The organism is Salegentibacter mishustinae, from assembly GCF_002900095.1.
GTDB classification, from domain to species: domain Bacteria; phylum Bacteroidota; class Bacteroidia; order Flavobacteriales; family Flavobacteriaceae; genus Salegentibacter; species Salegentibacter mishustinae.
Genome location: NZ_LLKN01000002.1, coordinates 686,038 through 707,411 on the forward strand (window position 1 = coordinate 686,038; position 21,374 = coordinate 707,411).

Consider the following 21,374-nt stretch of genomic DNA (forward strand, 5'->3'; position numbering starts at 1 on the left):
TTTACCTTATATGATAGATTTAAAATACTGAAACAATTTTGCTGAGGTATTTTAATTTTTTGAATCAAATGCCTCGCTGTACTTGCAAAGAGGTAATAAACCAAATAGAAATTTAAAAATTAACTCTGCCTATGAGATTTTTGAGAAAAAGTCTGGTTATGCCTGGTGGTTTTGATGCTTCAGCGATTATTTTGCTGAATGTGAGTTGCCGGGTAGACGGTGGCTAGAATTTTAAAATCTAATTTATGAAAGAAAGTAAAAAAGATTACAAACCGAATTAGCCACACAAAAAATGCCCTGGGAATTCAATTTTCAGGGCATTTTTTCTTCCTTGAATTTTAAACGTATCTTTGCAAAAAATTTCTTTAACCTTAACTAATTCGTATAGCATGCAACTGTACAATAAATTAAGCGCTAAAGAGAGGGAAACACTTATAGACGAAGCGGGAGAAGACCGTTTAACGCTCTCTTTTTATGCCTACGCCAAAATTGGCAATCCACATTTATTCAGAAATCATCTTTTTATCGCCTGGGACCAAATGGATGTGCTTGGCCGCATTTATGTTGCGCACGAGGGGATTAATGCCCAACTTTCTGTTCCGGCAAAACGATTTGAGGAATTTAAAAAGTTTATTGATAATATTTATTTTCTTGAAGGCGTGAGACTAAATATCGCTATTGAACACGACGCCAAAGCTTTTTTAAAGCTGAAGGTTAAAGTTCGTGATAAAATAGTAGCTGACGGACTTAATGATAGCACTTTTGATGTTACCAATAAAGGGGTGCACGTAGATGCTTTAAAATTCAACGACCTTATTAGCGATCCTAATACTGTATTGGTAGATATGCGTAACCATTATGAAAGTGAAATTGGTCATTTTCAGGGAGCCATCAAGCCAGATGTAGATACATTTAGAGATTCTTTGCCAATTATAGAGAACGATCTCAAAGATTATAAAGAAGATAAAAACCTGGTAATGTATTGTACCGGTGGTATTAGATGTGAAAAGGCCAGCGCATATTATAAGCACAAAGGGTTTAAAAATGTGTATCAGCTGGAAGGTGGAATTATTGAATATGCCCGCCAGGTAGAAAAGCAAAAACTAGAGAACAAGTTTATAGGTAAGAATTTTGTTTTTGATCATCGCCGTGCCGAACAAATTTCAGGAGATGTGATCGCAAATTGTCACCAGTGCGGAAAAGCTTGCGATACCCATGTAAATTGCGCTAATGAAGCCTGTCACTTACTGTTTATTCAGTGTGAAGAATGTGCCGAAAAAATGAATAATTGTTGTTCTACAGATTGCATGGAGATTGCTGCATTGCCTTACGAAGAGCAAAAAGCCCTGAGAAAGGGTAAAGGAAACAGCAATAAAATATTCAAAAAAGGGCGTTCTGAGGTTTTAAAATATAAAAGTTAACACAGCGTTCTTAAAAGGGAGTGCCAATTAATATTGGTATATTTACCTTTTTAGAATCTCAATATAAACCCAAAAGTCTGCAAATTAGTTTGCAAGACTTACAACATATAAATATTTATGGCTTGTAGCAGTTGCTCAACCAAAGACGGTCAGCCAAAAGGATGTAAAAATAACGGAACCTGTGGCACAGATTCCTGTAATAAACTTTCTGTATTCGATTGGCTTTCAAATATGTCTATGCCTAACGGTGTAGAACCTTTTAATTATGTAGAAGTTCGCTTTAAAAACGGAAGAAAACACTTTTTTAAAAATACCGAAAACCTAAGCCTTAGTATGGGCGATGTAGTGGCTGTTGAAGCCTCTCCCGGGCACGATGTGGGTATGGTAAGCCTTACCGGAGAACTGGTGAGGGTGCAAATGAAAAAGAAAAAAGTAAAACCCGATAGCGAAGAAGTTCTAAAGATTTACCGAAAAGCCACCCAAAAAGATATTGATGTTTGGGAAGAAGTTCGCGGTAGGGAAGAAGCGATAAAGAAACGTGCTCGTGAAATCGCCATTCGCCTTAATCTTAGTATGAAGATTAGCGATATCGAGTTTCAGGGGGATGCTTCAAAAGCAACTTTTTATTATACAGCAGATGATCGCGTAGATTTCCGTCAGTTAATCAAAGAATTTGCACGGGAATTTAATACGCGTATAGAAATGCGCCAAATTGGTTTAAGGCAGGAAGCTGCCCGCCTTGGCGGAATTGGCTCTTGCGGGCGGGAACTTTGTTGTTCTACCTGGCTTACAGATTTTAGATCGGTAAGTACTTCTGCAGCGAGATATCAGCAATTATCCTTAAATCCGCAGAAATTAGCGGGACAATGTGGAAAGTTGAAATGTTGCCTTAACTACGAGCTGGATTCTTACCTGGAGGCTTTAAAAACCTTTCCAAGAACCGATACCAAGCTTTTTACCAAAAAAGGAACTGCAGTTTGCCAGAAAATAGACATTTTTCAAGGCGTACTTTGGTATGCCTATGAGGGAGAATGGATGAACTGGCATAAATTAACCGCAGAACAGGCGAATAAAATTATAGCTTCAAATCGTAAGAAAGAAGATGTTGGTAGCCTTGAAGAGTTTGAAGTTCAGCTTCAAATTGAAGAGAAACCAGATTTTAATAATGTGGTTGGGCAGGATAGCTTAACGCGTTTCGATAAGCCCAAAGGTCAGCAAAAAAAGAACAAGTCAAAAAAGCGAAGAAAACGTAAAGGAAAACCTTCTAAGAATGCGTAATGCCTGGTTATTTTTAATTTTTATTGGCGCCTTTGCCTTTTTTACTTCCTGCGATAAAAAGCGGGTTTATGACGAATACAAACCTGTAAATGGCGGTTGGGACAAAGATTCTACCCTGGTCTTTAAATTGGGAAAATTAGACTCGCTACAAAATTATAACCTGTTTATAAACGTTAGAAATAATAAAGATTATAATTACAGAAATTTATTTTTAATTACCGAAATGCGTTTTCCGCAGGGCAAAGTAATTACCGATACCCTGGAATATGAAATGGCAGCGCCAGATGGAACCTGGCTTGGTACAGGTTTTGGTGATGTAAAAGAAAGTAAGCTCTGGTATAAAGAAAATGTGAGTTTTACTGAACCCGGTAAATATAGGATTGCCATAAAACAGGCAATGCGTAAAAACGACCAGGTTGATGGAATAGAGAATTTAGAAGGAATTACCCACGTAGGTTTCAGGATAGAAAAAGACCTGCAATAATATTTTACATAAATGGCCGGAACAAAAAAGAAGCAGCAAAAGACCAAAACCAGTAAAAGGCCTTATATTATTGGATTTTGGACTCTTTTTGGTATTGGATTATTAGCTGTAGTTTTAATTTTCTTAATGGCGGGCTGGGGCGCTTTTGGTAAGATGCCCAATTTTGAAGAGCTTGAAAACCCTGAAACCAATCTTGCTACCGAAATTTTCTCTTCAGATGGGGAAACTTTAGGAAAATATTATAGTGAAAACCGTACACCTATAAAATACGACGATCTTCCCGACCACCTGGTGGAAGCCCTTGTTGCTACCGAAGATGAACGTTTTTATAAACACGCCGGGATAGATGCAAAAGGTACGATTAGAGCCGCGGTTTACCTGGGAACAAGAGGTGGTGCGAGTACAATTACCCAGCAGCTTTCTAAATTATTATTTACAGAGCAAGTGTCCAATAATCCTTTTGCCAGGATCTTACAAAAGGTAAAAGAATGGATTATCGCTACCAGGTTAGAACGCCAGTACACCAAAGAGGAGATTATTACCATGTATTTCAATAAATACGATTTTGTGTACCAGGCAGTGGGAATTCGTTCAGCTTCAAAAATTTACTTCGGAAAAGAAGCTAAAGATCTTAATATAGAAGAATCGGCGGTATTGGTGGCGATGTTAAAAAATGCTGCGCTATACAACCCTGTGCGTAGGCCAGAACTGGTAAAACAGCGTCGTAATCAGGTTTTTGTTCAAATGCATAAAAATGGATATTTATCTGAACAGGAAAAAAATTCTCTTCAGAAATTACCATTAAACCTCGATTTCTCTCCTGAAGGTCATGATGAAGGTATGGCAACCTATTTCCGTGTATACCTGCAAGGCTTTATGAAAGACTGGATAGAAAAAAATCCAAAACCAGACGGAACAGAATACAGCCTTTATAGTGATGGATTAAAAATTTATACCAGCATAGATTCTAAAATGCAACAATATGCTGAAACTGCGGTGGAAAAACATATTTCACATCTTCAGAAAGAATTTGACAGGCAAAATAAAAATAATAAAACCGCTCCATTTCGGGATCTAGACCAGGGACAGATCAATAGTATTGTGAGAAGCGCGATGCAGCGTTCGGTAAGATGGCGGGAAATGAAAGATCAGGGAAAATCTGAAGAAGATATTCTGGCCTCGTTCGATAAAGAGACCGAAATGCGTGTTTTTTCCTGGGATGGCATAAAAGACACCATTATGACGCCTAAGGATTCTATTTTTTATTACAAAGGATTCTTACAGGCAGGCTTAATGTCTATGAGACCGCAAACCGGGGAAGTGAAAGCCTGGGTTGGGGGAACTAACTTTAAACATTTTAAATACGATCACGTAAAACAGGGAAAACGCCAGGTAGGTTCTACTTTTAAGCCATTTGTTTATGCTACTGCAATAGACCAGTTAAAGCTTTCTCCTTGTGATATGATGCCTAAGAACAGGTTCACTATAGAACAGGGAAAATACGGGAATACCAAAGACTGGTCTCCAGAGAATGCTAACGGAGAATATGATGGGATGATAAGTTTGAAAAATGCCCTGGCACAGTCTATAAATACGGTAACCGCAAGATTAATTGATAAAACAGGCCCCGAACCGGTTATAGATCTAGTAAAAAAATTAGGAGTAGATACCGAAAACTTTTCAACTGGCCCTGCGATTGCCTTAGGTACCGAAGATATGAGCCTTTTTGAAATGGTTTCTGCTTATAGCACTTTTGTAAATGAAGGTGTTTATGTGAAACCGGTGATTGTAAACCGGATTGAAGATAAAAACGGAACGGTTCTATATCAACATGTTCCGCAAACTCGAGATGTACTTAATAAGGAAGCTGCTTATGTAACGGTAAACCTTTTGGAAGGCGTTACTCAGTATGGTTCAGGAGCTCGTTTGCGCGGGACTTACGCGAAAGAATTTGACCATTACAAACGTGGGGTAACTGGTTATCCTTATGATTTTAAGAATCCTATTGCCGGTAAAACCGGAACCACGCAAAATCAAAGTGATGGTTGGTTTATGGGAATGGTTCCCAATTTGGTGACCGGTGTTTGGGTTGGTGCTGAAGATCGTGCCGTTCATTTTCCTGGTATAACTTACGGCCAGGGAGCTACAATGGCGTTACCAATTTGGGGAATGTATATGAAAGATCTTTATGCAGATGAAGAGCTTGATGTTTCACAAGAAGCATTTCCAAAACCCGATAATCTTTCTATTGCGACAGACTGCGAGCAGTATAATCAGGAAAATCAATCTCAAACCGATAGTGTACCAGACGAACTTGATTTTTAAGCGCTATAGAGGGTTGGATTCCTCCAGGCGAATCTCGTAATTTTAAAAAGTATATTCCGATTCAGACGTCTTGGTCTTGCCTCGTAGTTTTTGATTATTTAGCAAAATTTCAGCTTTATTTATCAGGAAAATATAATCTACAAGCCTAAAAGCATTGTAACAGCATTTTTATTTTCGTATTTTTCGGTAAAATTAAATACCGATGATTAGAAAAACTGTAGCGAATGTAAAGGATGCTTTGCAGGGCGTAGAAGATGGTATGACGTTTATGCTGGGAGGTTTTGGCCTTAGCGGTATTCCAGAAAATGCCATTTCAGAATTAGTTCGTCTTAATGTAAAGAATCTTACCTGCATTTCCAATAACGCCGGGGTAGACGATTTTGGCCTCGGACTTTTACTTCAAAAGAAACAAATAGATAAAATGGTTTCTTCCTATGTGGGAGAAAACGACGAGTTTGAGCGCCAAATGCTTAGCGAAGAGCTGGACGTAGAACTTATTCCGCAGGGAACATTAGCTGCGCGTTGCCAGGCTGCTCAACAAGGGTATCCGGCAATATACACACCTGCCGGTTACGGTACCGAAGTTTCCCAGTTTAAGGAAACCCGTGAGTTTGATGGCAAAATGTACGTATTAGAAAAAGCTTTCAAAGCCGATTTTGCATTTGTAAAAGCCTGGAAAGGCGATAAAGCCGGAAACCTTATTTTTAAAGGAACCGCCCGTAATTTTAATCCGCTAATGTGCGGTGCCGCTAAAGTGACTGTGGCTGAGGTGGAGGAACTTGTAGAACCGGGAGAACTGGATCCAAACCAGATTCATATTCCGGGAATATTTGTGCAGCGCATTTTTGAAGGAAAAAATTACGAAAAACGGATTGAGAAGAGAACAGTTCGAAAAGTGAGTTAATGGTTAAAAGTGACCATTGAACAAAGAACCAATATTAAATAGACTATGATTTGAAGATTTGAAAATGTGATAATTTGAAGATGATTTATTGATTAAACGTTTTTACAAAATTGCCATAGCTTAGTAAAAATCGAAGGTTAAATGAATTAATTGCACTTTGGTTATGAGGAATGATAAAGATAATATTATAGTAAGCAAAACTTTTGATTTTGCGCTAAAGATTATCGATTATTCGGAAAAATTGAGATCAAACCATAAATATGAAATGTGTTCTCAACTTTTTAAAAGTGGTACTTCAATTGGAGCAAATGTTTGGGAGGCCCAAAATGCTGTAAGCAATGCTGATTTTATTCATAAGTTTAAAATATCAGCTAAAGAAGCTGATGAAACTAATTATTGGTTAAAACTTTGCAAAGCATCAAAACATCTTCCAGACCCAGATGAAGAACTTTTTTCAGAATTGACCTCTATTACAAGGATAACTTCAAAGATTATAAGTTCGTCTAAAAGACGGTAAACAGAATTTTCAAATCAGCAAATAATCAAATTTTCAAATTGAATTATGTTAGACAAAGAAGGAATAGCAAAACGTATTGCCAAAGAGGTGAAAGATGGGTATTATGTGAATTTGGGAATTGGAATTCCTACCCTCGTAGCCAATTTTGTACGCGATGATATAGAAGTAGAATTTCAGAGTGAAAACGGAATCCTGGGAATGGGACCATTTCCATTGGAAGGAGAAGAAGATGCCGATCTTATTAATGCTGGAAAGCAAACTATAACTGCACTTCCCGGTGCTAGTTTCTTTGATTCAGCAATGAGCTTCGGGATGATTCGCGGTCAGCACGTAGACCTAACCATTTTAGGAGCTATGGAAGTTGCAGAAAACGGTGATATCGCCAACTGGAAAATTCCGGGGAAAATGGTGAAAGGTATGGGCGGCGCCATGGATCTTGTGGCTAGTGCCGAAAATATTATCGTAGCTATGATGCATACCAACAAAGCAGGTGATTCTAAACTGCTTAAAAAATGTTCCCTGCCTTTAACCGGCGTGGCTTGTGTGACTAAAATTGTAACTAACCTTGCGGTTATTGAAGTTACTAAAGACGGTTTTAAACTGCTGGAAAGAGCTCCCGGAGTAAGTGTAGAAGAAATTCAAAAAGCTACTGAAGGAAAATTGCTTGTAGAAGGCGAAATTCCTGAAATGGATATATAATATAAGTACTTTGAGACTCTACATTTAGAGTCTCAAAGTACTTACTATTTAATAATTTAGATATCTAAAAACGAGGTGGAAGTTTCCTTAATGTTGATAAGAAAATCAATAGCCTCATCGCGATCAATTATTTCTCCTCTCGAATTAGCCTGCGAAAAGTATTTATACCAGCCAACCCGATCTAAATTATCTTCAAGCATTTTCACTTCTTCTTTAGAAGGCATTTTCCAAACCGTTATATATCTATAATCACTACGGTAAGGAGTGTGCTCATCGTTACGAGCCCAGCCCATATTTTCTACACCTCGAGATTTCATCTCTTTAATGCGTTCTTCCATATTTGTGAAAACCTGGCGACGTTCTTCAACGCTAAGTTTTATCCATTGATGGGTAACATTCCACATTTCAATATACAAATACATAACAACAAAATTTATCGGTTATATTCTAAAGTTAGTAATTATTTGGTGGATAATTCTTTAGCTCAGGTTAAAATGATTAAAGATATGATAAGACTCATAAATTTTAAAGGCTTATACGCTAACCACTTCTGATGCTTCTAATAGTTTTTCCTGGCGTAGTTTTAAAATAACCTGTGCAATGGCAAGTACATCTTTTTCACAGTAGCTAACAATACGATCCAGATCTTTATCAAGGTAGAAAACATTTCTTACGTCACTACCTGAAATATCATCTTTAGGAGAAGGAATTTTTAACACGTTTGTCAATAATTTTAAAGATGTAAAATGTTTGTAATCTCCAAATTTCCATAACTCCAAAGTGTCCAAATGTGGTACTTCCCAGGGCTTTTTTCCAAACAAGTTTAGTTTTAGAGGTAGTGAAAGATTATGAATTAGCATTCTGCGTGCAATGAAGGGAAAATCGAATTCCTTGCCGTTGTGAGCGCAAAGTAAATGCTGAGGTTTTGAAAAATGTTCTTTTAATAATTCTGAAAACTGTTGGAGTAGAGTTCTTTCTTCATCTTTAAAAGTGGTTAGTCTAAAAGTTCTCTCGCCATTTTTAAAGCTGAAAAAACCAACCGAGATACAAACAATCTTACCAAACTCTGCCCAAATTCCGGCACGGTCATAAAACTGTTCTGCAGTAAATTCGTCTTTGCGCTGGTATTGGGTTTTTTCTTCCCAGAGTGACTTCTTTTCTTCAGAGAGATCATTGAAACTTTCGAATTCAGGCACGGTTTCAATATCGAGAAAGAGAATATGCTCTAGCCTAATTGTTTGCAACATCGTTTAGCATTTTATAAGTCTCATCAATATACTTATAGAAATCGGGCGCGTGCTCTTCGTCTTTATCTTTTTTAATCAGGTTTTCCCCCAATCTTACAATAATTAGATCGTCTTCGGGAATAACGATAACATATTGACCGTGAATACCACGCATATAGAAAATATCTTTGTCTTTATAATCGCTTAACCAAAATCCGTATCCATATTGCGGACTGTCTTTAAACCTTGGCTGAGTAGATTGCTTAACAAATTCGGGGCTCAATAGCTGTTTGCCATTCCATTGTCCATTGTTTTTATAAAGTTTCCCAAACCGTGCAAAATCCCTTGCGTTAGACGCTATGCAACAATAGGCCTTCTCCATCCCGCTTTCTTTGCTATCTAGTTGCCAAAGGGCATCGTGCTGCATATTCATGGGTTTCCATAAATTCTGACTTAAATAATCTGAAAGATTCTCCCCTGTGGCTTTTTCTATAACCATACCGAGTAAAATAGTATTGCCACTAAGGTATTTAAAGCGCTCTCCGGGAGTTCCGGTTACTTTTAGACGTAATACTAATTCCCGAATATTTTCATCAAAATAAGCCCTTGCAGTCATCCCGAAGGGGTTATAATAATTCTCATTCCAGTTTAGGCCAGAAGACATAGAAGCCAGGTCTCCAACTTTTAGATCAGATTCAAACTGTGGGAAAAAATCGGAAACAGGTTGCTCCAGACTTTTAATATATCCATCTTTAATAGCGCTTCCCAATAATGCCGAAACAATACTTTTGGCCATAGAAAAGGAGTTTGTTTTAGAGTCGGGGCCATATTCCTGGTAATATTTCTCAAACCAAATACTGTCATTTTTAATAATTAAAAATGCAGCAGTTTCCAGCTCTTTGTTTAATTGGGCTAGATCTTGAGTTGATTCAACAGAGTTGTAATTGGAATGTCCTGGCCATTTATTAGGTTCAGTTCCTGCCTCAATCAGCCTGTTTTCAAAATGTGGATAATCATCTATAAAAGCAGTGTTGTGACCTTGAAAATAAGTGGCTTGAATTCCGCGGAAAATATAACCGAAATCAAAAATAATCAGAATAACGATGGCGATAGAAAGGACGAGTATTACCGAGCCAAGAATCTTTAAAAATCTAGTCATAGGGCTGAGGTTTTTAGAACATTGAAAGTTGTGAAGTATTGTTTTCGTGGTTTAAAAGCCATTGTTTTCGCTGCAATCCACCGGCATAACCGGTTAGGGAACCGTCACTGCCAATTACACGATGGCAGGGAACTACCACCCAAAGTGGGTTTTTTCCATTGGCTGAAGCTACTGCCCTTATTGCTTTTTCATCACCTAATTTCCTGGAAAGATCGAGGTAGCTACAGGTTTTTCCGAAAGGAATTTCGTTAAGTGCTTTCCAAACTTTTTGCTGAAAAGCAGTTCCTTGCGGATTTAATTTTAAACTGAATTCTTCCAGTTCTCCGTTAAAATAATCGTTTAATTGTTGAAACGCCGACTGAAGAAAATCGGGAATTTCTGTTGAAGTTGGGATTTTTTCATCCAGAATATGGATGGCCGAAACCCCCTCTTGATCTCCGCTAATTCTGGCTGTTCCCAGTGGAGTTTTCAGAAATATCTGATTTTTCGTCTTCGTTTTCTTCATTGTCTCTCCTTTGAATTAACCCAAGGCGTTTAGCTCTTTTTTCCCAATTTTGGCGGGCCAGCATTTGCATATCTTCAATACTATCGCTTTCGTCCATTATTTCAAGCCCCAACAAAGTTTCAATAATATCTTCCATGGTTACCAGGCCAACGGTATTTCCAAATTCGTCTACGATCATGGAAATATGCCCTCTTTTTTGAACAAAATTCTCAAAAAGTTCGGGGATTGGAGTGTCCTCAGCACTCATAAAAATATCTCTTTTTAGTGTGCTCAAAGGTTCAGCACCTTTATCGTCTATCATTTCCTCCAACACATCATCTTTTAAAATAAAACCGGTAACATTGTTGGTTTGGTTTTTATAAACGGGAATCCTGGAAAACTTAAGATTTTTATGAGTTCGGTGAAATTCTTCTATGCTGGTATCTTCATTTTCAATAATCGCCACAGAATATGGCGTCATTACATCTTTTGCCTTAACCGATTTAAATACAAGTAGGTTTTTAATAACCGTGGTTTCACTTTCGTCAAAAACGCCTTCTTCTTCGGCAGCATCGGTAATTGCAGCAAATTCTTCGCGGTTCATAGAAGAAACGTGAGCCGATTTCCCTATTAGTTTTGTAGTGAGCATCATCAACCAAAGTATACCGGTATACCTAAGCGGGAAAATCATTATTTTAAGTGCTTTAGCAGTGAAATTTCCTAAAGCCTGCCAGTAAGTTGCGCCTATGGTTTTTGGGATTATTTCTGAAAGAATAAGAATAGCCACCGTCATAACTGCGGAAACTATACCAACAGCATTACCGCCATCGCCATAGATTTTTTCGGCCTGTACACCTACTAAAATTGCTCCAACGGTATGCGAAATGGTGTTTACCGTTAATATTGCAATTAGTGGTTTGTCTATATCTTGTTTAAAATTTGCCAGGGTCTTGGCATATGCTTTTCCTTCCTTATTTTTTATTTTGATATAAGAAGGGGTTACGCTCAATAAAGCTGCTTCCAAAATTGAACACATAAAAGAAAAGAAAATGGAAAGAACAGCAAATAAAATTAGTAATCCCATATTGGTTTTTAGGCTTGTTTGAAATACTAATTTAAAGATAATTCCTGCAAACAGATGCAAAGAAATGATAAAACATAAAAAACAGCCCCGATAGATTAAAATCGAGGCTGAATAAGAGTGGCTGATTAAGCCTTAAGCTGAGAGTTTTGCACTAATTATCCTTTGCCATTTCTGGGCTGCTACTAACCTTTCTGATGCGTTATTATTCTCATTATCATCTTCATCGTAAAAGATAATTTCAGTAGGTTTTTGGTTCTTACTATTTTCAATAAGATCCAAACTAACACTTTTAATTAATTTATGATTCTCTGGGAAAGGATGAGAATTTACTTTACTATTCTTTATTCTAGTGAGATCTAAAACCCGGTGTTGCATATTATTGGCAGGTTCTATAATGAGCAGCTTATTTGCTTTACTGTCTAACCCCAGCAATAAATTGGCCGAAATCTCAACGGTATCGGTTGTTAAGTTATTTTCAGCACTTATTTTTTTAAGGTTCTTAAGCCTGTTTTTTTCTTTGTTGTTCTGTTGCCAAATCAGGTATAATATTGGCAGCATAAAAACGGCTAAAAGGCCAAGGCCAATTAGTGTAGATACGGTATCCATTTTAATAATATTTAGGTGAATTTTAATTTGTTTGCTCTTTTTTTTGAGCTAAATATGAATTGCGAAAAACCTTAAGTTCTTCGGAAATCAAGCAATTCACCAGAAAAAATGGAAAGGATATATTTGTTGAAGTATTAACTGTCTTTGGTCTATATAGTTGAAAAAAGATTTTTTCTCAACTGGAAGCAGTAAGGGTTCTTTTGAAGTAAAAGTAGGAGCTGAATTCCCTGAAAAAATAGACAGATTTTCTTCTGAAATAGTATTTTCAGAAGAGATAACTTCAGAAAATAGTACCGCCTGTTTATTTTGATCGGCCTGCAGATAATCGTAATTACGGGAATCAAGATTATGAGCAGAAAAACCAGAAAAAGCGAAGCCCTGCCCTGAAAAGGACATAAACAATATGGCAAATAGCGCATATAAAGCTTTCAAATTTTTCTGGTTTTTCACCCTGTAAATGTATATAAAAACCTGATTGGTTATCGCTAAATTTTAGTTATAAAATTAGGAAATCAATTTCACCGCATCTTTAGCGAAATAGCTGGCAATCATAGAAGCACCGGCTCGTTTTATGGCGGTTAATTGTTCTAAAACCACAGCATCGTGGTCTAACCAACCTTTTTCGGCTGCAGCTTTAATCATTGCATATTCGCCGCTAACCTGGTAAACCGCAACTGGAACATCTACTGCATTTCTAATATCACGAACAATATCTAAATAGCACAAGCCTGGTTTTACCATCACAATATCGGCACCTTCCTCAATATCCATAAGGGTTTCTTTAACCGCCTCTTCGCGGTTTGAAGGATCCATCTGGTAGGTTTTTTTATCTTTCGGAATATTTTCGGCATCAACAGGTGCAGAATCCAGTGCATCCCTGAATGGTCCATAAAATGCTGAAGCATATTTTGCGCTGTAACTCATAATGCCGGTTTCGTGAAAACCTTCATCTTCCAAAAGACTGCGCATTTCAAAAATTCGGCCGTCCATCATATCGCTTGGAGCTAGAACATCAGCACCTGCTTTAGCGTGAGAAAGTCCCATTTCAGCTAAAATAGCAGTAGTATCGTCGTTGATTACTTTTCCATCGGCAATAACTCCATCGTGTCCATAAGCAGAATAAGGATCCAGGGCAACATCGGTCATGACCAGCATTTCCGGAACTGAATCTTTTACTGATTTAATAGCGCGTTGCATTAGTCCGTCAGCATTTAAAGCTTCCGTTCCCGCATTGTCTTTTAAGTTATCAGGCACTTTTACAAAAAGCAAAACCGATTTTATTCCTAGACTCCAAAGTTCTTTAACTTCCTTTTCCAGCAAGTCAAGGCTAAACCTAAAATAATTAGGCATAGAAGCGATCTCTTCCTTTTTGTTCTTTCCTTCTACCACGAAAAGTGGCGCGATAAAATCGTTCGGAGTTATTGCGTTTTCCCTAACCAGGCTTCTCATCGCCTCGCTGGTTCTTAATCTTCTATTTCTTCTTAATGGATACATTTATTTAGCTTTAAGCCAATAGCTATAAGCAATTAGCTGTTGGCGTTTAATTTAATTTTTGAATTAAAGAGTTCAGCATTTTTTTAATCTCTTCTACTTGAAGCAACAATGGTTTGCTTTCTGCTTCTGTTATAAAATAAAGATCAATACTTAATAGAATTTGGTATTCTAATTCATTGGCTGAACCAAATGCAATGTAGAGAAATCTTGCAAAATCTTTGTCGCTTTTCCTTCCACAGCCTTCAGCAATATTTGTGGGAATAGAACTGGAAGAACGTTTCATTTGGCTAACCAAACTATAAAGTTCTTCTTGAGGATAATTGGCTACTATTTGATAAACATCAAGCGTGAGTTTATGTGCTTTTTCCCAAACTGAATAATTTTTATAGTTTCTCATACTTCCCTGCTTAATGCTAAAAGCTAAAGGCTAACAGCTATTAAACCCAAGATTTCGGTTTTTCCAAAACCTTCAATATTTTCTCTTCTTCACTGCCGGGTTCTGGATGGTGGTCATAAACCCATTGCACATGAGGAGGCAAACTCATTAAAATACTTTCTATTCTTCCGTTGGTTTTTAAACCGAAAAGCGTGCCTTTATCGTGTACCAAATTGAATTCCACATACCGGCCACGCCTTATTTCCTGCCAGTTTCGGTTTGCCTCAGAATATGATAACTTTTTACGTTTTTCAACAATAGGTGCATAAGCTTCCAGGAAGCTATCACCAACTTCGGTTACAAAATTGTACCAGTCTTCAATACTTTTTTCTTCGGAAGCTTTTAAATAATCAAAGAACAATCCTCCAATTCCACGGGCTTCGTTTCGGTGGGAATTCCAGAAGTACTCATCACATTTTTTCTTGTATTCCGGGTAAAACTCCGGGGAGTGTTTATCGCAAGCTTCTTTTGAAACCTTATGAAAATGTTCGGCATCCTCTTCAAAAAGGTAATAAGGCGTAAGATCCTGCCCGCCGCCAAACCACTGGTCTAAAACATTTCCTTCTTTATCATACATTTCAAAATAACGCCAATTAGCGTGAACTGTGGGTACCATTGGGTTTTTAGGATGGATCACCAAACTGAGTCCGCAGGCAAAAAAATCTACATCGCCAACTTTAAAATATTGTTGCATTGCCGGAGCTAAAGGCCCGTGTACTGCCGAAATATTTACGCCGCCTTTTTCAAAAACAGCACCGTTTTCTATAACCCGGGTTCTGCCTCCACCACCTTCTTCACGTTCCCAAAGGTCCTGTTGAAATTTGGCTGTGCCGTCTATCTCTTCCAGTTTTTCGCAAATGCGATCCTGTAAATCTTCAATATATTTATAAAATTCCGCTCTCATTTTCAATCTTCAATATAAACCAGTTTATCTTTCGTTTTTTCTATTTCTTCCACTTTGGAAACCTTAATAGCCACTTTCATTTTTTCCTGAAACAGAAGAATAATTTCCTCAGTTGGAACGTCATTTCCTTTAAATAAAGCCTGCCCAAACCGGTTGTTGTGTAAATCCATAGCTTTGGCCAGTTTTTTATTTGGAGAAAGTTTTTCGTGTAAACCTGTAAAATGGTCGCTCCAAACTCTGGCAGCTTCAACCGATCTGGAAATTTTAAAACATTTCTGGCAAATTAAATAATTCCAGAGGGCGTGTCTAAAGGCATTTTCTTTTCCATTTTTATGATGTTCTTTTTTATAAAGATCGTCACAAATTCTAATGGTCTCAATCGTTGCCCGGTAGGTTGGTAAAATATAGCGCGGTTTAATTATAAAAACTTTAGAGACCGCAAGCAGTTCCTTAAAGTTCATGTTTTTAATCCGCGCCCAGACTGCCACTAATTAGCTTTGTATTCTTTTACCGCATCTACAAAAGCTTTTGCGTTTTCAACTGGAATATCGGGTAAAATACCGTGTCCCAGGTTTACGATATAACTATCCTTTCCAAATTCATTAATCATTTGGGTTACCATTCTTTTGATCTCTGCTGGAGGAGAATATAATCTTGAAGGATCAAAATTACCCTGTAAGGTAATTTTGCCGCCACTTAAATAGCGAGCGTTCCTGGCGCTAAGCGTCCAGTCTACTCCTAAAGCTGAAGCTCCCGAATTTGCCATTTCGTGAAGTGCAAACCAGCATCCTTTTCCAAAGGCGATAACTGGAATTTCATCTTTTAAAGCATCAATGATCTGCTGAATATATTTCCAGGAAAATTCCTGGTAATCTACAGGACTTAACATTCCTCCCCAGGAATCAAAAATTTGTACTGCATCAACTCCGGCAGCAACTTTTGCTTTAAGATAAGCGATAGTTGTATCGGTGATTTTTTGTAATAATTGGTGGGCAGCCACCGGATTAGTAAAGCAGAATTTCTTCGCTTTATCAAAATTCTTAGAACCCTGCCCTTGCACGGCGTAGCATAGAATTGTCCATGGAGAGCCGGCAAAACCAATTAGTGGAACTTCGTTATTTAATTCCTGTTTGGTCATTTTAATGGCGTCCATCACGTAACCTAAAGTTTCCTCGATATCTGGAACAATTACATTGTTTACATCTTTAGCGGTACGAATAGGATTTGGCAACCACGGGCCAACACCGGGTTTCATTTCTACCTCGATATTCATCGCCTGAGGGATCACTAAAATGTCACTAAATAAAATAGCAGCATCGGTTCCTATTTGATGAATGGGCATCACGGTGATTTCGGTTGCTAATTCCGGGGTTCTACAGCGTGTGAAAAAGTCGTATTTTTCTTTAAGCTTCATAAAATCTGGAAGGTAACGGCCTGCCTGTCTCATCATCCAAACCGGTGGGCGTTCTACCGTTTCTCCTTTTAAAGCTTTTAGAAATAGATCGTTTTTTATCATTTTTTAGAATATTTTACTCGATAATCGAGATTAAATGTTTCGAGGCTTGACTCGAAATCAAATTATATTTATAAATATTAAATGCTTCGTGAGCTTGCTCCGAAGTATTTTACTACCTGCACAATCACATTTTCAATGGTCGGTTTGGTAGCAATTATTATGTTATTTGTATGTTTTTGCGCTTCTGCAGCCGTAGTGTTTCCTATGCAAAAAGCCGTAGTGTCTTTTAACTGATTTTTGGCTGTAAAACTCTGCACCGCACTGGGGCTAAAAAATAAAATCCCTTCAAATTCCTGCGGAAAGGACTGCTGATTCAAGCTTGTTTTATAAACTTCAATTTCGTTAAACTGAACATTTTCTTTTTGCAAAATCTCAGGAAGTTCATCCCTTCTTTTATTTCCGCAGAAAAAAGTAAATTCTTCAGCAGCATATTTTTTGGTAATAATTTCGGCTAGATCTTTGCCATAATCTGCTATTTCCTGAATATGAAATCCATTGTCACTTAAAAGCTCCCCGGTTTTTTCTCCAACACAAAAACAATTTTTAAGTTGAACTTTTTCTAAAACGGCATTCACTGCATTTTTACTGGTGAAAATGGCGTTTTCAATTTTTTCTGAAGGAAGTTTAAAATTGGTAGTTTCGGTTACAATCGCATTATATTCTACCAGGCTTAATCCCGAATTGAGAAACAATTGTTTCTGGGAGTTACTGAGTTTTTTGGTAGAGAGAATGCTCTTCATTCATAGTTATTTAAATGAGAATCAGCCTTCGGTATTTATTTCAGCTTTAATTTGCTGCATCAATTTTGCACCGCCATTATTAAGAATTTCTTCAGCACAACGCCTTCCAAGATTCTCAATATCGTGTATGGAAACTGTTTTTTCTACCCCAATTTTTTCTTTCCCATCCAGGCTAAATAATGCGCCTTCAAAGTAAACCAAATCTTTATCTATAGTGGCTAAAGCACCGATTGGGGCGGTACAACCACCTTCTAAAACCTTTAAGAATTCGCGTTCAATATGCACGGTAATTTCAGATTCTCTATGGTTTAATAAAGCAAGTGCTTTGCGGGTAAATTCGTCTTCTTCCATGGCCACCACAAGCATTGCGCCTTGTGCCGGGGCTGGAATCATCCAATTAAGATCTGTGAAATTATCTGGTTTTAGAGCGATGCGCTCCAGGCCGGCAGCTGCGAAAATAGCTCCGTTCCAGTCGTTATCGTCTAATTTTTTCATTCGCGTATTTACGTTTCCACGTAAATCTACCACCTTATGATTAGGGTGCTTATTAAGCCATTGCGCTTTTCTTCTAAGACTTCCCGTGGCAATAATGCCTTCACTTTCTAAGAAATCAAGGCCTTTATGAATAAGAATATCTTTAGTATTAGCTCGTTTTAGAACCGCAGCTTCAACAATGCCCTTGGGTAGTGCTGTAGGTACATCTTTCATAGAATGTACAGCGATGTCAATCTCGCCTTTTATCATGGCGACATCCAGGGTTTTGGTGAAAATCCCGGTGATGCCCATTTCGTAAAGTGGCTGGTCTAGATTAAGGTCTCCCGTGGATTTAACAGGAACTAGTTCGGTTTTATGGCCGGCCTTTTCCAATGCATTTTGCACTGTTTTTGCTTGCCAAAGCGCGAGTTCGCTATCTCTGGTGCCAATGCGAATTACTTTGTTCATTTGGCCTGTTCTTCTAGCTGAAATACTTTCTGGATTAGTTCCAGGCTTTCATCGGTGGTTTCGGAATCTCCTTTTAAATGATTAGCGAAATGCTTCATTATTTTTTGAATGATCCTGTCACTAACTATTTCAGCTTGTTCATCGTTGAAATCTGAAATTTTCTTGCGCTGAAAATCTAACTCGGCATCTTTCATACTTCTAAGCTTTTTCTTTAAAGCTTTTATGGTAGGCGCGAATTTTCGGGTTTCCAGCCATTTATTAAAATCGGTTTCCACCTCTTTAATAATTACTTCGGCTTCAGGAATAAACTGCTTTCTGCGTTCTAGGTTCTCATCGGTAATTTTTGAAAGCTGATCCAGATGAACCAGTTTTACATTCAGTAATTGCGCTACATCTTCTGAAACATTCTTTGGAATAGAAAGGTCTAAAACCAGTAGATCTTTATTAGAATAGATCAGTTCTTTAGAAATAGTAGGGTTTTGCGCCCCTGTAGCCACAATTAGGATATCGGTATTTCTTATTTCTGCCTGTAAATCGGCGTAATCTTTAACGATAAGGTTGAATTTCCCTGCAATTTTTTCCGCTTTATCTTTGGTACGGTTAATAAGGGTAATATGCTCGTTATGTGTATGCTTTATAAGGTTTTCGCAGGTATTTCTACCTATTTTTCCTGTTCCGAATAGTAAAATATTCTTATCAGAAACATTGGGTACATTTTGCAAAATGTATTGTACAGAAGCGAAAGAAACTGAAGTCGCCCCTGTAGAAATTTCGGTTTCATTTTTAATGCGCTTACTAGCCTGGATTACCGCGTTTACAAGTCTTTCTAAAAAGGCATTGACAAGACCAAGCTTTTTGGAACGGGTAAAGGCAACTTTTAACTGACTAATAATTTCGAAATCTCCCAAAATCTGGCTATCCAGCCCGGTGCCAACTCTAAACATATGAGAAATAGCCTGTTTGCTCTTATGAACATAAGCTACTTTCTCGAACTCTTCTACGGTGCCGTGTGTATGTTCACATAGCAGTTTAATAAGTTGAAATGGATGTTGTGCAAATCCGTAAATTTCGGTGCGGTTGCAGGTAGATGTTACCAGGATAGCTTCAATCCCTTCGGCACTAGCTTGCTGAAGTAAACGTTTCTTTGCTTCTTCGTCTAAGCTAAAATGTCCTCTTATCTCTGCATCAGCCTTTTTGTAGCTAAGGCCTATTGTGTAAAAATGTTTTCCGCTTGCGATGTGATAATCTTCCATGTACCTATTTAGGCTATTCGGTCGCAAAATTAAGCTAATGCTAAATCAAAAAGTAACGCTCAAAGTACTTTTTGTATCGCTTTCAGTTATTTTAGGTTTTTTATATCTTCAAAAAATGGTATTTGCTTACATTTGTAGTAGTGATAGTCGATTTGGAGGTAATAGTTTAGAACAATTCTAAATAGTCTAAAAATTAAAAATATGATTTTAGAAGATAAAAATAACGCTCAAGGATTTACGGAAGAATTAAAAGTTGAAGATGGTTTTTATCTTTTAAAGTTTCAAAACGAAACTTCTGATAATCAAAAAATTATTCGCGATATAGATAGTAGTTTTATCCAGTTTCATTTCAATTTAAAGGGAAACTGTAAGTTTCTGTTTAATAATAGCAATTACGAGCTTCCGCTTAACGAAGAAAGTTCATTATTACTATATAACCCACAACAGGATCTTCCGCTTAACTTAGTTTTAGAACCGAATTCCTGGTTAATTTCCCTGGTGATTTCTATTAAAAAATTCCATTCACTGTTTTCACAGGAAGCCGGATACATCACTTTTTTAAGTGCCGATAATAAAGATAAAAAATACTATAAAGATGCTCCCATTTCGCCTTCTATGGCGATAGTGCTAAATCAGGTAATGAATTTTAGTCTTACCCAAAGCATTAAAAATCTTTATTTAAAGGGTAAGGCTTATGAGCTGCTTAGTTTGTATTTTAATAGAACAGAAGATCCAGATGTAGAGCAATGCCCTTTTCTTAGTGACGAAGAAAACATTATAAAGATTAGAAAAGCTAAAGATATCGTGATTTCCCGAATGGCTGAGCCACCTTCGCTACAGGAATTATCTGATGAGATTGGATTAAGCCTGAAAAAACTAAAAGAAGGTTTTAAACAAATTTATGGCGATTCGGTGTATAGCTTTTTATTTGACTATAAAATGGAATTCGCAAGAAAACTTCTGGATAGTGGCGATTATAATGTAAACGAAGTTGGGTTGAAGGTAGGCTACAGTACTTCCAGTCATTTTATTGCGGCTTTTAAAAAGAAATTTGGTACTACGCCAAAGAAATATATCATGTCTTTAAATCCAAACGTTTAATTATGTCTAGATTAATGCTGACTTTTTTCCTTTCGCTGGTTTTTATTTCACAAAACCCCGGATTTGCTCAGGAAGTTGAGGAGCAGGTCAAAAATGATAAAGATAAAGTGCTGGTTTTCTATAAAACCGAAGGCTTTTGGCATAAATCAATTCCTACAGGAAGGTCTTTTATTGCTGATCTTGGAGAAGATCACGATTTTGAAGTTATTGCCACTAAAGATGCAGATGATTTTAATGAAAAGAACCTGGCAAAATTTGATCTCGTAATTTTTCTAAGCACTACCGGAAATGTGCTGGATGAAAAAGAACAGGAAGCTTTCGAAACATATATAAAAAGCGGTGGTAATTTCTTCGGAATTCACGCCGCAGCAGATACTGAATATGAATGGCCGTGGTTTGGCGAATTGGTAGGAGGTTACTTTGCTGGCCACCCAGAAATACAGGAAGCAGATATTCATGTAAATATGCCTGAACACCCGGCTGTTTCTCATCTGCCAAAGATTTGGACGCGAACAGATGAATGGTACAATTACAAAAATCTAAATCCTGAAATGCAGGTGTTGCTTTACCTTGATGAGAATTCTTACGAAGGCGGAACAAACGGAGAAGAGCATCCCATAGCCTGGTTTAGGGAAACCGGTTGCGGCGGAGTTTCTATTTATACAGGCTTGGGTCACACCATTCAATCATATATAGAACCCGGTTTTAAAGAGCATATCTTACAAAGTATTTTGTATGCGTTAGACAAAACAAAAAACTAATTCCTCTATTAAGGCATAAAAAAGTGCAATAATATAAAGC

24 protein-coding genes are annotated in these 21,374 nt (G+C 37.5%); 9 read left to right on the forward strand and 15 right to left on the reverse strand.

The window, feature by feature from the left end; translation table 11 throughout:
* Positions 1-389 precede the first annotated feature (389 nt).
* From trhO to APB85_RS06000, 7 genes are all read left to right on the forward strand, one after another.
* Positions 390-1,421 carry an oxygen-dependent tRNA uridine(34) hydroxylase TrhO gene (trhO, locus tag APB85_RS05970; protein WP_057482425.1) on the forward strand — a complete coding sequence of 344 codons (1,032 nt, stop codon included), beginning with the start codon at positions 390-392 and terminating at the stop codon, positions 1,419-1,421.
* 117 nt (positions 1,422-1,538) lie between these two features.
* Positions 1,539-2,699, forward strand: a complete 1,161-nt coding sequence (locus APB85_RS05975) for a PSP1 domain-containing protein (protein ID WP_057482426.1) — start codon at positions 1,539-1,541, stop codon at positions 2,697-2,699.
* Entirely contained in the window at positions 2,692-3,183 is a 492-nt protein-coding gene (locus tag APB85_RS05980) for a gliding motility lipoprotein GldH (protein WP_057482427.1), read from the forward strand. The genes APB85_RS05975 and APB85_RS05980 overlap by 8 nt, the downstream gene beginning before the upstream one ends.
* Positions 3,184-3,195: 12 nt before the next feature.
* The gene (locus tag APB85_RS05985; protein ID WP_057482428.1) at positions 3,196-5,508 is read left to right on the forward strand and encodes a penicillin-binding protein 1A; all 2,313 of its coding nucleotides are present in this window, start codon (positions 3,196-3,198) and stop codon (positions 5,506-5,508) included.
* Between the two features lie 202 nt (positions 5,509-5,710).
* The gene (locus APB85_RS05990) at positions 5,711-6,412 is read left to right on the forward strand and encodes a CoA transferase subunit A (RefSeq protein WP_057482429.1); all 702 of its coding nucleotides are present in this window, start codon (positions 5,711-5,713) and stop codon (positions 6,410-6,412) included.
* Positions 6,413-6,575: 163 nt separating this feature from the next.
* Complete coding sequence (locus tag APB85_RS05995; protein ID WP_057482430.1) at positions 6,576-6,929, forward strand: four helix bundle protein; 354 nt, start codon at positions 6,576-6,578, stop codon at positions 6,927-6,929.
* Positions 6,930-6,974: 45 nt separating this feature from the next.
* Complete coding sequence (locus tag APB85_RS06000; protein ID WP_057482431.1) at positions 6,975-7,628, forward strand: CoA transferase subunit B; 654 nt, start codon at positions 6,975-6,977, stop codon at positions 7,626-7,628.
* Between the two features lie 56 nt (positions 7,629-7,684).
* On the opposite strand, the gene APB85_RS06005 is transcribed toward APB85_RS06000, so the two are convergent.
* The 15 genes from APB85_RS06005 to hemA form a co-directional block, all read right to left on the reverse strand.
* Positions 7,685-8,050: a DUF6616 family protein gene (locus APB85_RS06005; protein WP_057482432.1), complete on the reverse strand. Its 366-nt coding sequence runs from the start codon at positions 8,048-8,050 to the stop codon at positions 7,685-7,687.
* 111 nt (positions 8,051-8,161) lie between these two features.
* The gene (locus tag APB85_RS06010) at positions 8,162-8,875 is read right to left on the reverse strand and encodes a 3'-5' exonuclease (RefSeq protein WP_057482433.1); all 714 of its coding nucleotides are present in this window, start codon (positions 8,873-8,875) and stop codon (positions 8,162-8,164) included.
* Positions 8,859-10,013 carry a serine hydrolase domain-containing protein gene (locus tag APB85_RS06015; RefSeq protein WP_057482434.1) on the reverse strand — a complete coding sequence of 385 codons (1,155 nt, stop codon included), beginning with the start codon at positions 10,011-10,013 and terminating at the stop codon, positions 8,859-8,861. Before APB85_RS06015 ends, APB85_RS06010 begins: the two co-directional genes overlap by 17 nt.
* A 13-nt stretch (positions 10,014-10,026) precedes the next feature.
* Positions 10,027-10,518 carry a methylated-DNA--[protein]-cysteine S-methyltransferase gene (locus tag APB85_RS06020; protein ID WP_057482435.1) on the reverse strand — a complete coding sequence of 164 codons (492 nt, stop codon included), beginning with the start codon at positions 10,516-10,518 and terminating at the stop codon, positions 10,027-10,029.
* Complete coding sequence (locus tag APB85_RS06025) at positions 10,454-11,581, reverse strand: CNNM domain-containing protein (protein ID WP_057482719.1); 1,128 nt, start codon at positions 11,579-11,581, stop codon at positions 10,454-10,456. The genes APB85_RS06020 and APB85_RS06025 overlap by 65 nt, the downstream gene beginning before the upstream one ends.
* A 132-nt stretch (positions 11,582-11,713) precedes the next feature.
* On the reverse strand, positions 11,714-12,187 hold the full coding sequence (locus APB85_RS06030; RefSeq protein ID WP_057482436.1) for a hypothetical protein: 474 nt from the start codon (positions 12,185-12,187) through the stop codon (positions 11,714-11,716).
* A gap of 96 nt (positions 12,188-12,283) precedes the next feature.
* On the reverse strand, positions 12,284-12,619 hold the full coding sequence (locus APB85_RS06035; protein WP_146256358.1) for a hypothetical protein: 336 nt from the start codon (positions 12,617-12,619) through the stop codon (positions 12,284-12,286).
* A gap of 72 nt (positions 12,620-12,691) precedes the next feature.
* Complete coding sequence (gene hemB / locus APB85_RS06040; RefSeq protein ID WP_057482438.1) at positions 12,692-13,681, reverse strand: porphobilinogen synthase; 990 nt, start codon at positions 13,679-13,681, stop codon at positions 12,692-12,694.
* A 46-nt stretch (positions 13,682-13,727) separates the two neighbouring features.
* Positions 13,728-14,078 (reverse strand): four helix bundle protein, encoded by a 351-nt coding sequence (locus APB85_RS06045; protein WP_057482439.1) that lies wholly within the window; start codon positions 14,076-14,078, stop codon positions 13,728-13,730.
* Positions 14,079-14,118: 40 nt separating this feature from the next.
* Positions 14,119-15,021, reverse strand: a complete 903-nt coding sequence (hemF, locus tag APB85_RS06050) for an oxygen-dependent coproporphyrinogen oxidase (RefSeq protein WP_057482440.1) — start codon at positions 15,019-15,021, stop codon at positions 14,119-14,121.
* Between the two features lie 2 nt (positions 15,022-15,023).
* Positions 15,024-15,482: a DUF6973 domain-containing protein gene (locus APB85_RS06055; RefSeq protein WP_103294425.1), complete on the reverse strand. Its 459-nt coding sequence runs from the start codon at positions 15,480-15,482 to the stop codon at positions 15,024-15,026.
* Between the two features lie 26 nt (positions 15,483-15,508).
* On the reverse strand, positions 15,509-16,537 hold the full coding sequence (hemE, locus tag APB85_RS06060; RefSeq protein WP_057482442.1) for a uroporphyrinogen decarboxylase: 1,029 nt from the start codon (positions 16,535-16,537) through the stop codon (positions 15,509-15,511).
* A gap of 77 nt (positions 16,538-16,614) precedes the next feature.
* Entirely contained in the window at positions 16,615-17,277 is a 663-nt protein-coding gene (locus APB85_RS06065) for a uroporphyrinogen-III synthase (RefSeq protein WP_057482443.1), read from the reverse strand.
* A gap of 21 nt (positions 17,278-17,298) precedes the next feature.
* The gene (gene hemC, locus APB85_RS06070; protein ID WP_057482444.1) at positions 17,299-18,219 is read right to left on the reverse strand and encodes a hydroxymethylbilane synthase; all 921 of its coding nucleotides are present in this window, start codon (positions 18,217-18,219) and stop codon (positions 17,299-17,301) included.
* Positions 18,216-19,472: a glutamyl-tRNA reductase gene (hemA, locus tag APB85_RS06075; RefSeq protein WP_057482445.1), complete on the reverse strand. Its 1,257-nt coding sequence runs from the start codon at positions 19,470-19,472 to the stop codon at positions 18,216-18,218. Before hemA ends, hemC begins: the two co-directional genes overlap by 4 nt.
* A 201-nt stretch (positions 19,473-19,673) precedes the next feature.
* Here hemA and APB85_RS06085 point away from each other — a divergent pair, with 201 nt between their 5' ends.
* Together APB85_RS06085 and APB85_RS06090 are read left to right on the forward strand one after the other, a co-directional pair.
* Positions 19,674-20,573 (forward strand): AraC family transcriptional regulator, encoded by a 900-nt coding sequence (locus APB85_RS06085; RefSeq protein ID WP_057482447.1) that lies wholly within the window; start codon positions 19,674-19,676, stop codon positions 20,571-20,573.
* Between the two features lie 2 nt (positions 20,574-20,575).
* A complete protein-coding gene (locus APB85_RS06090; RefSeq protein ID WP_063870596.1) occupies positions 20,576-21,334 on the forward strand; it encodes a ThuA domain-containing protein in 759 nt (252 codons plus the stop codon).
* Positions 21,335-21,374: the final 40 nt, after the last annotated feature.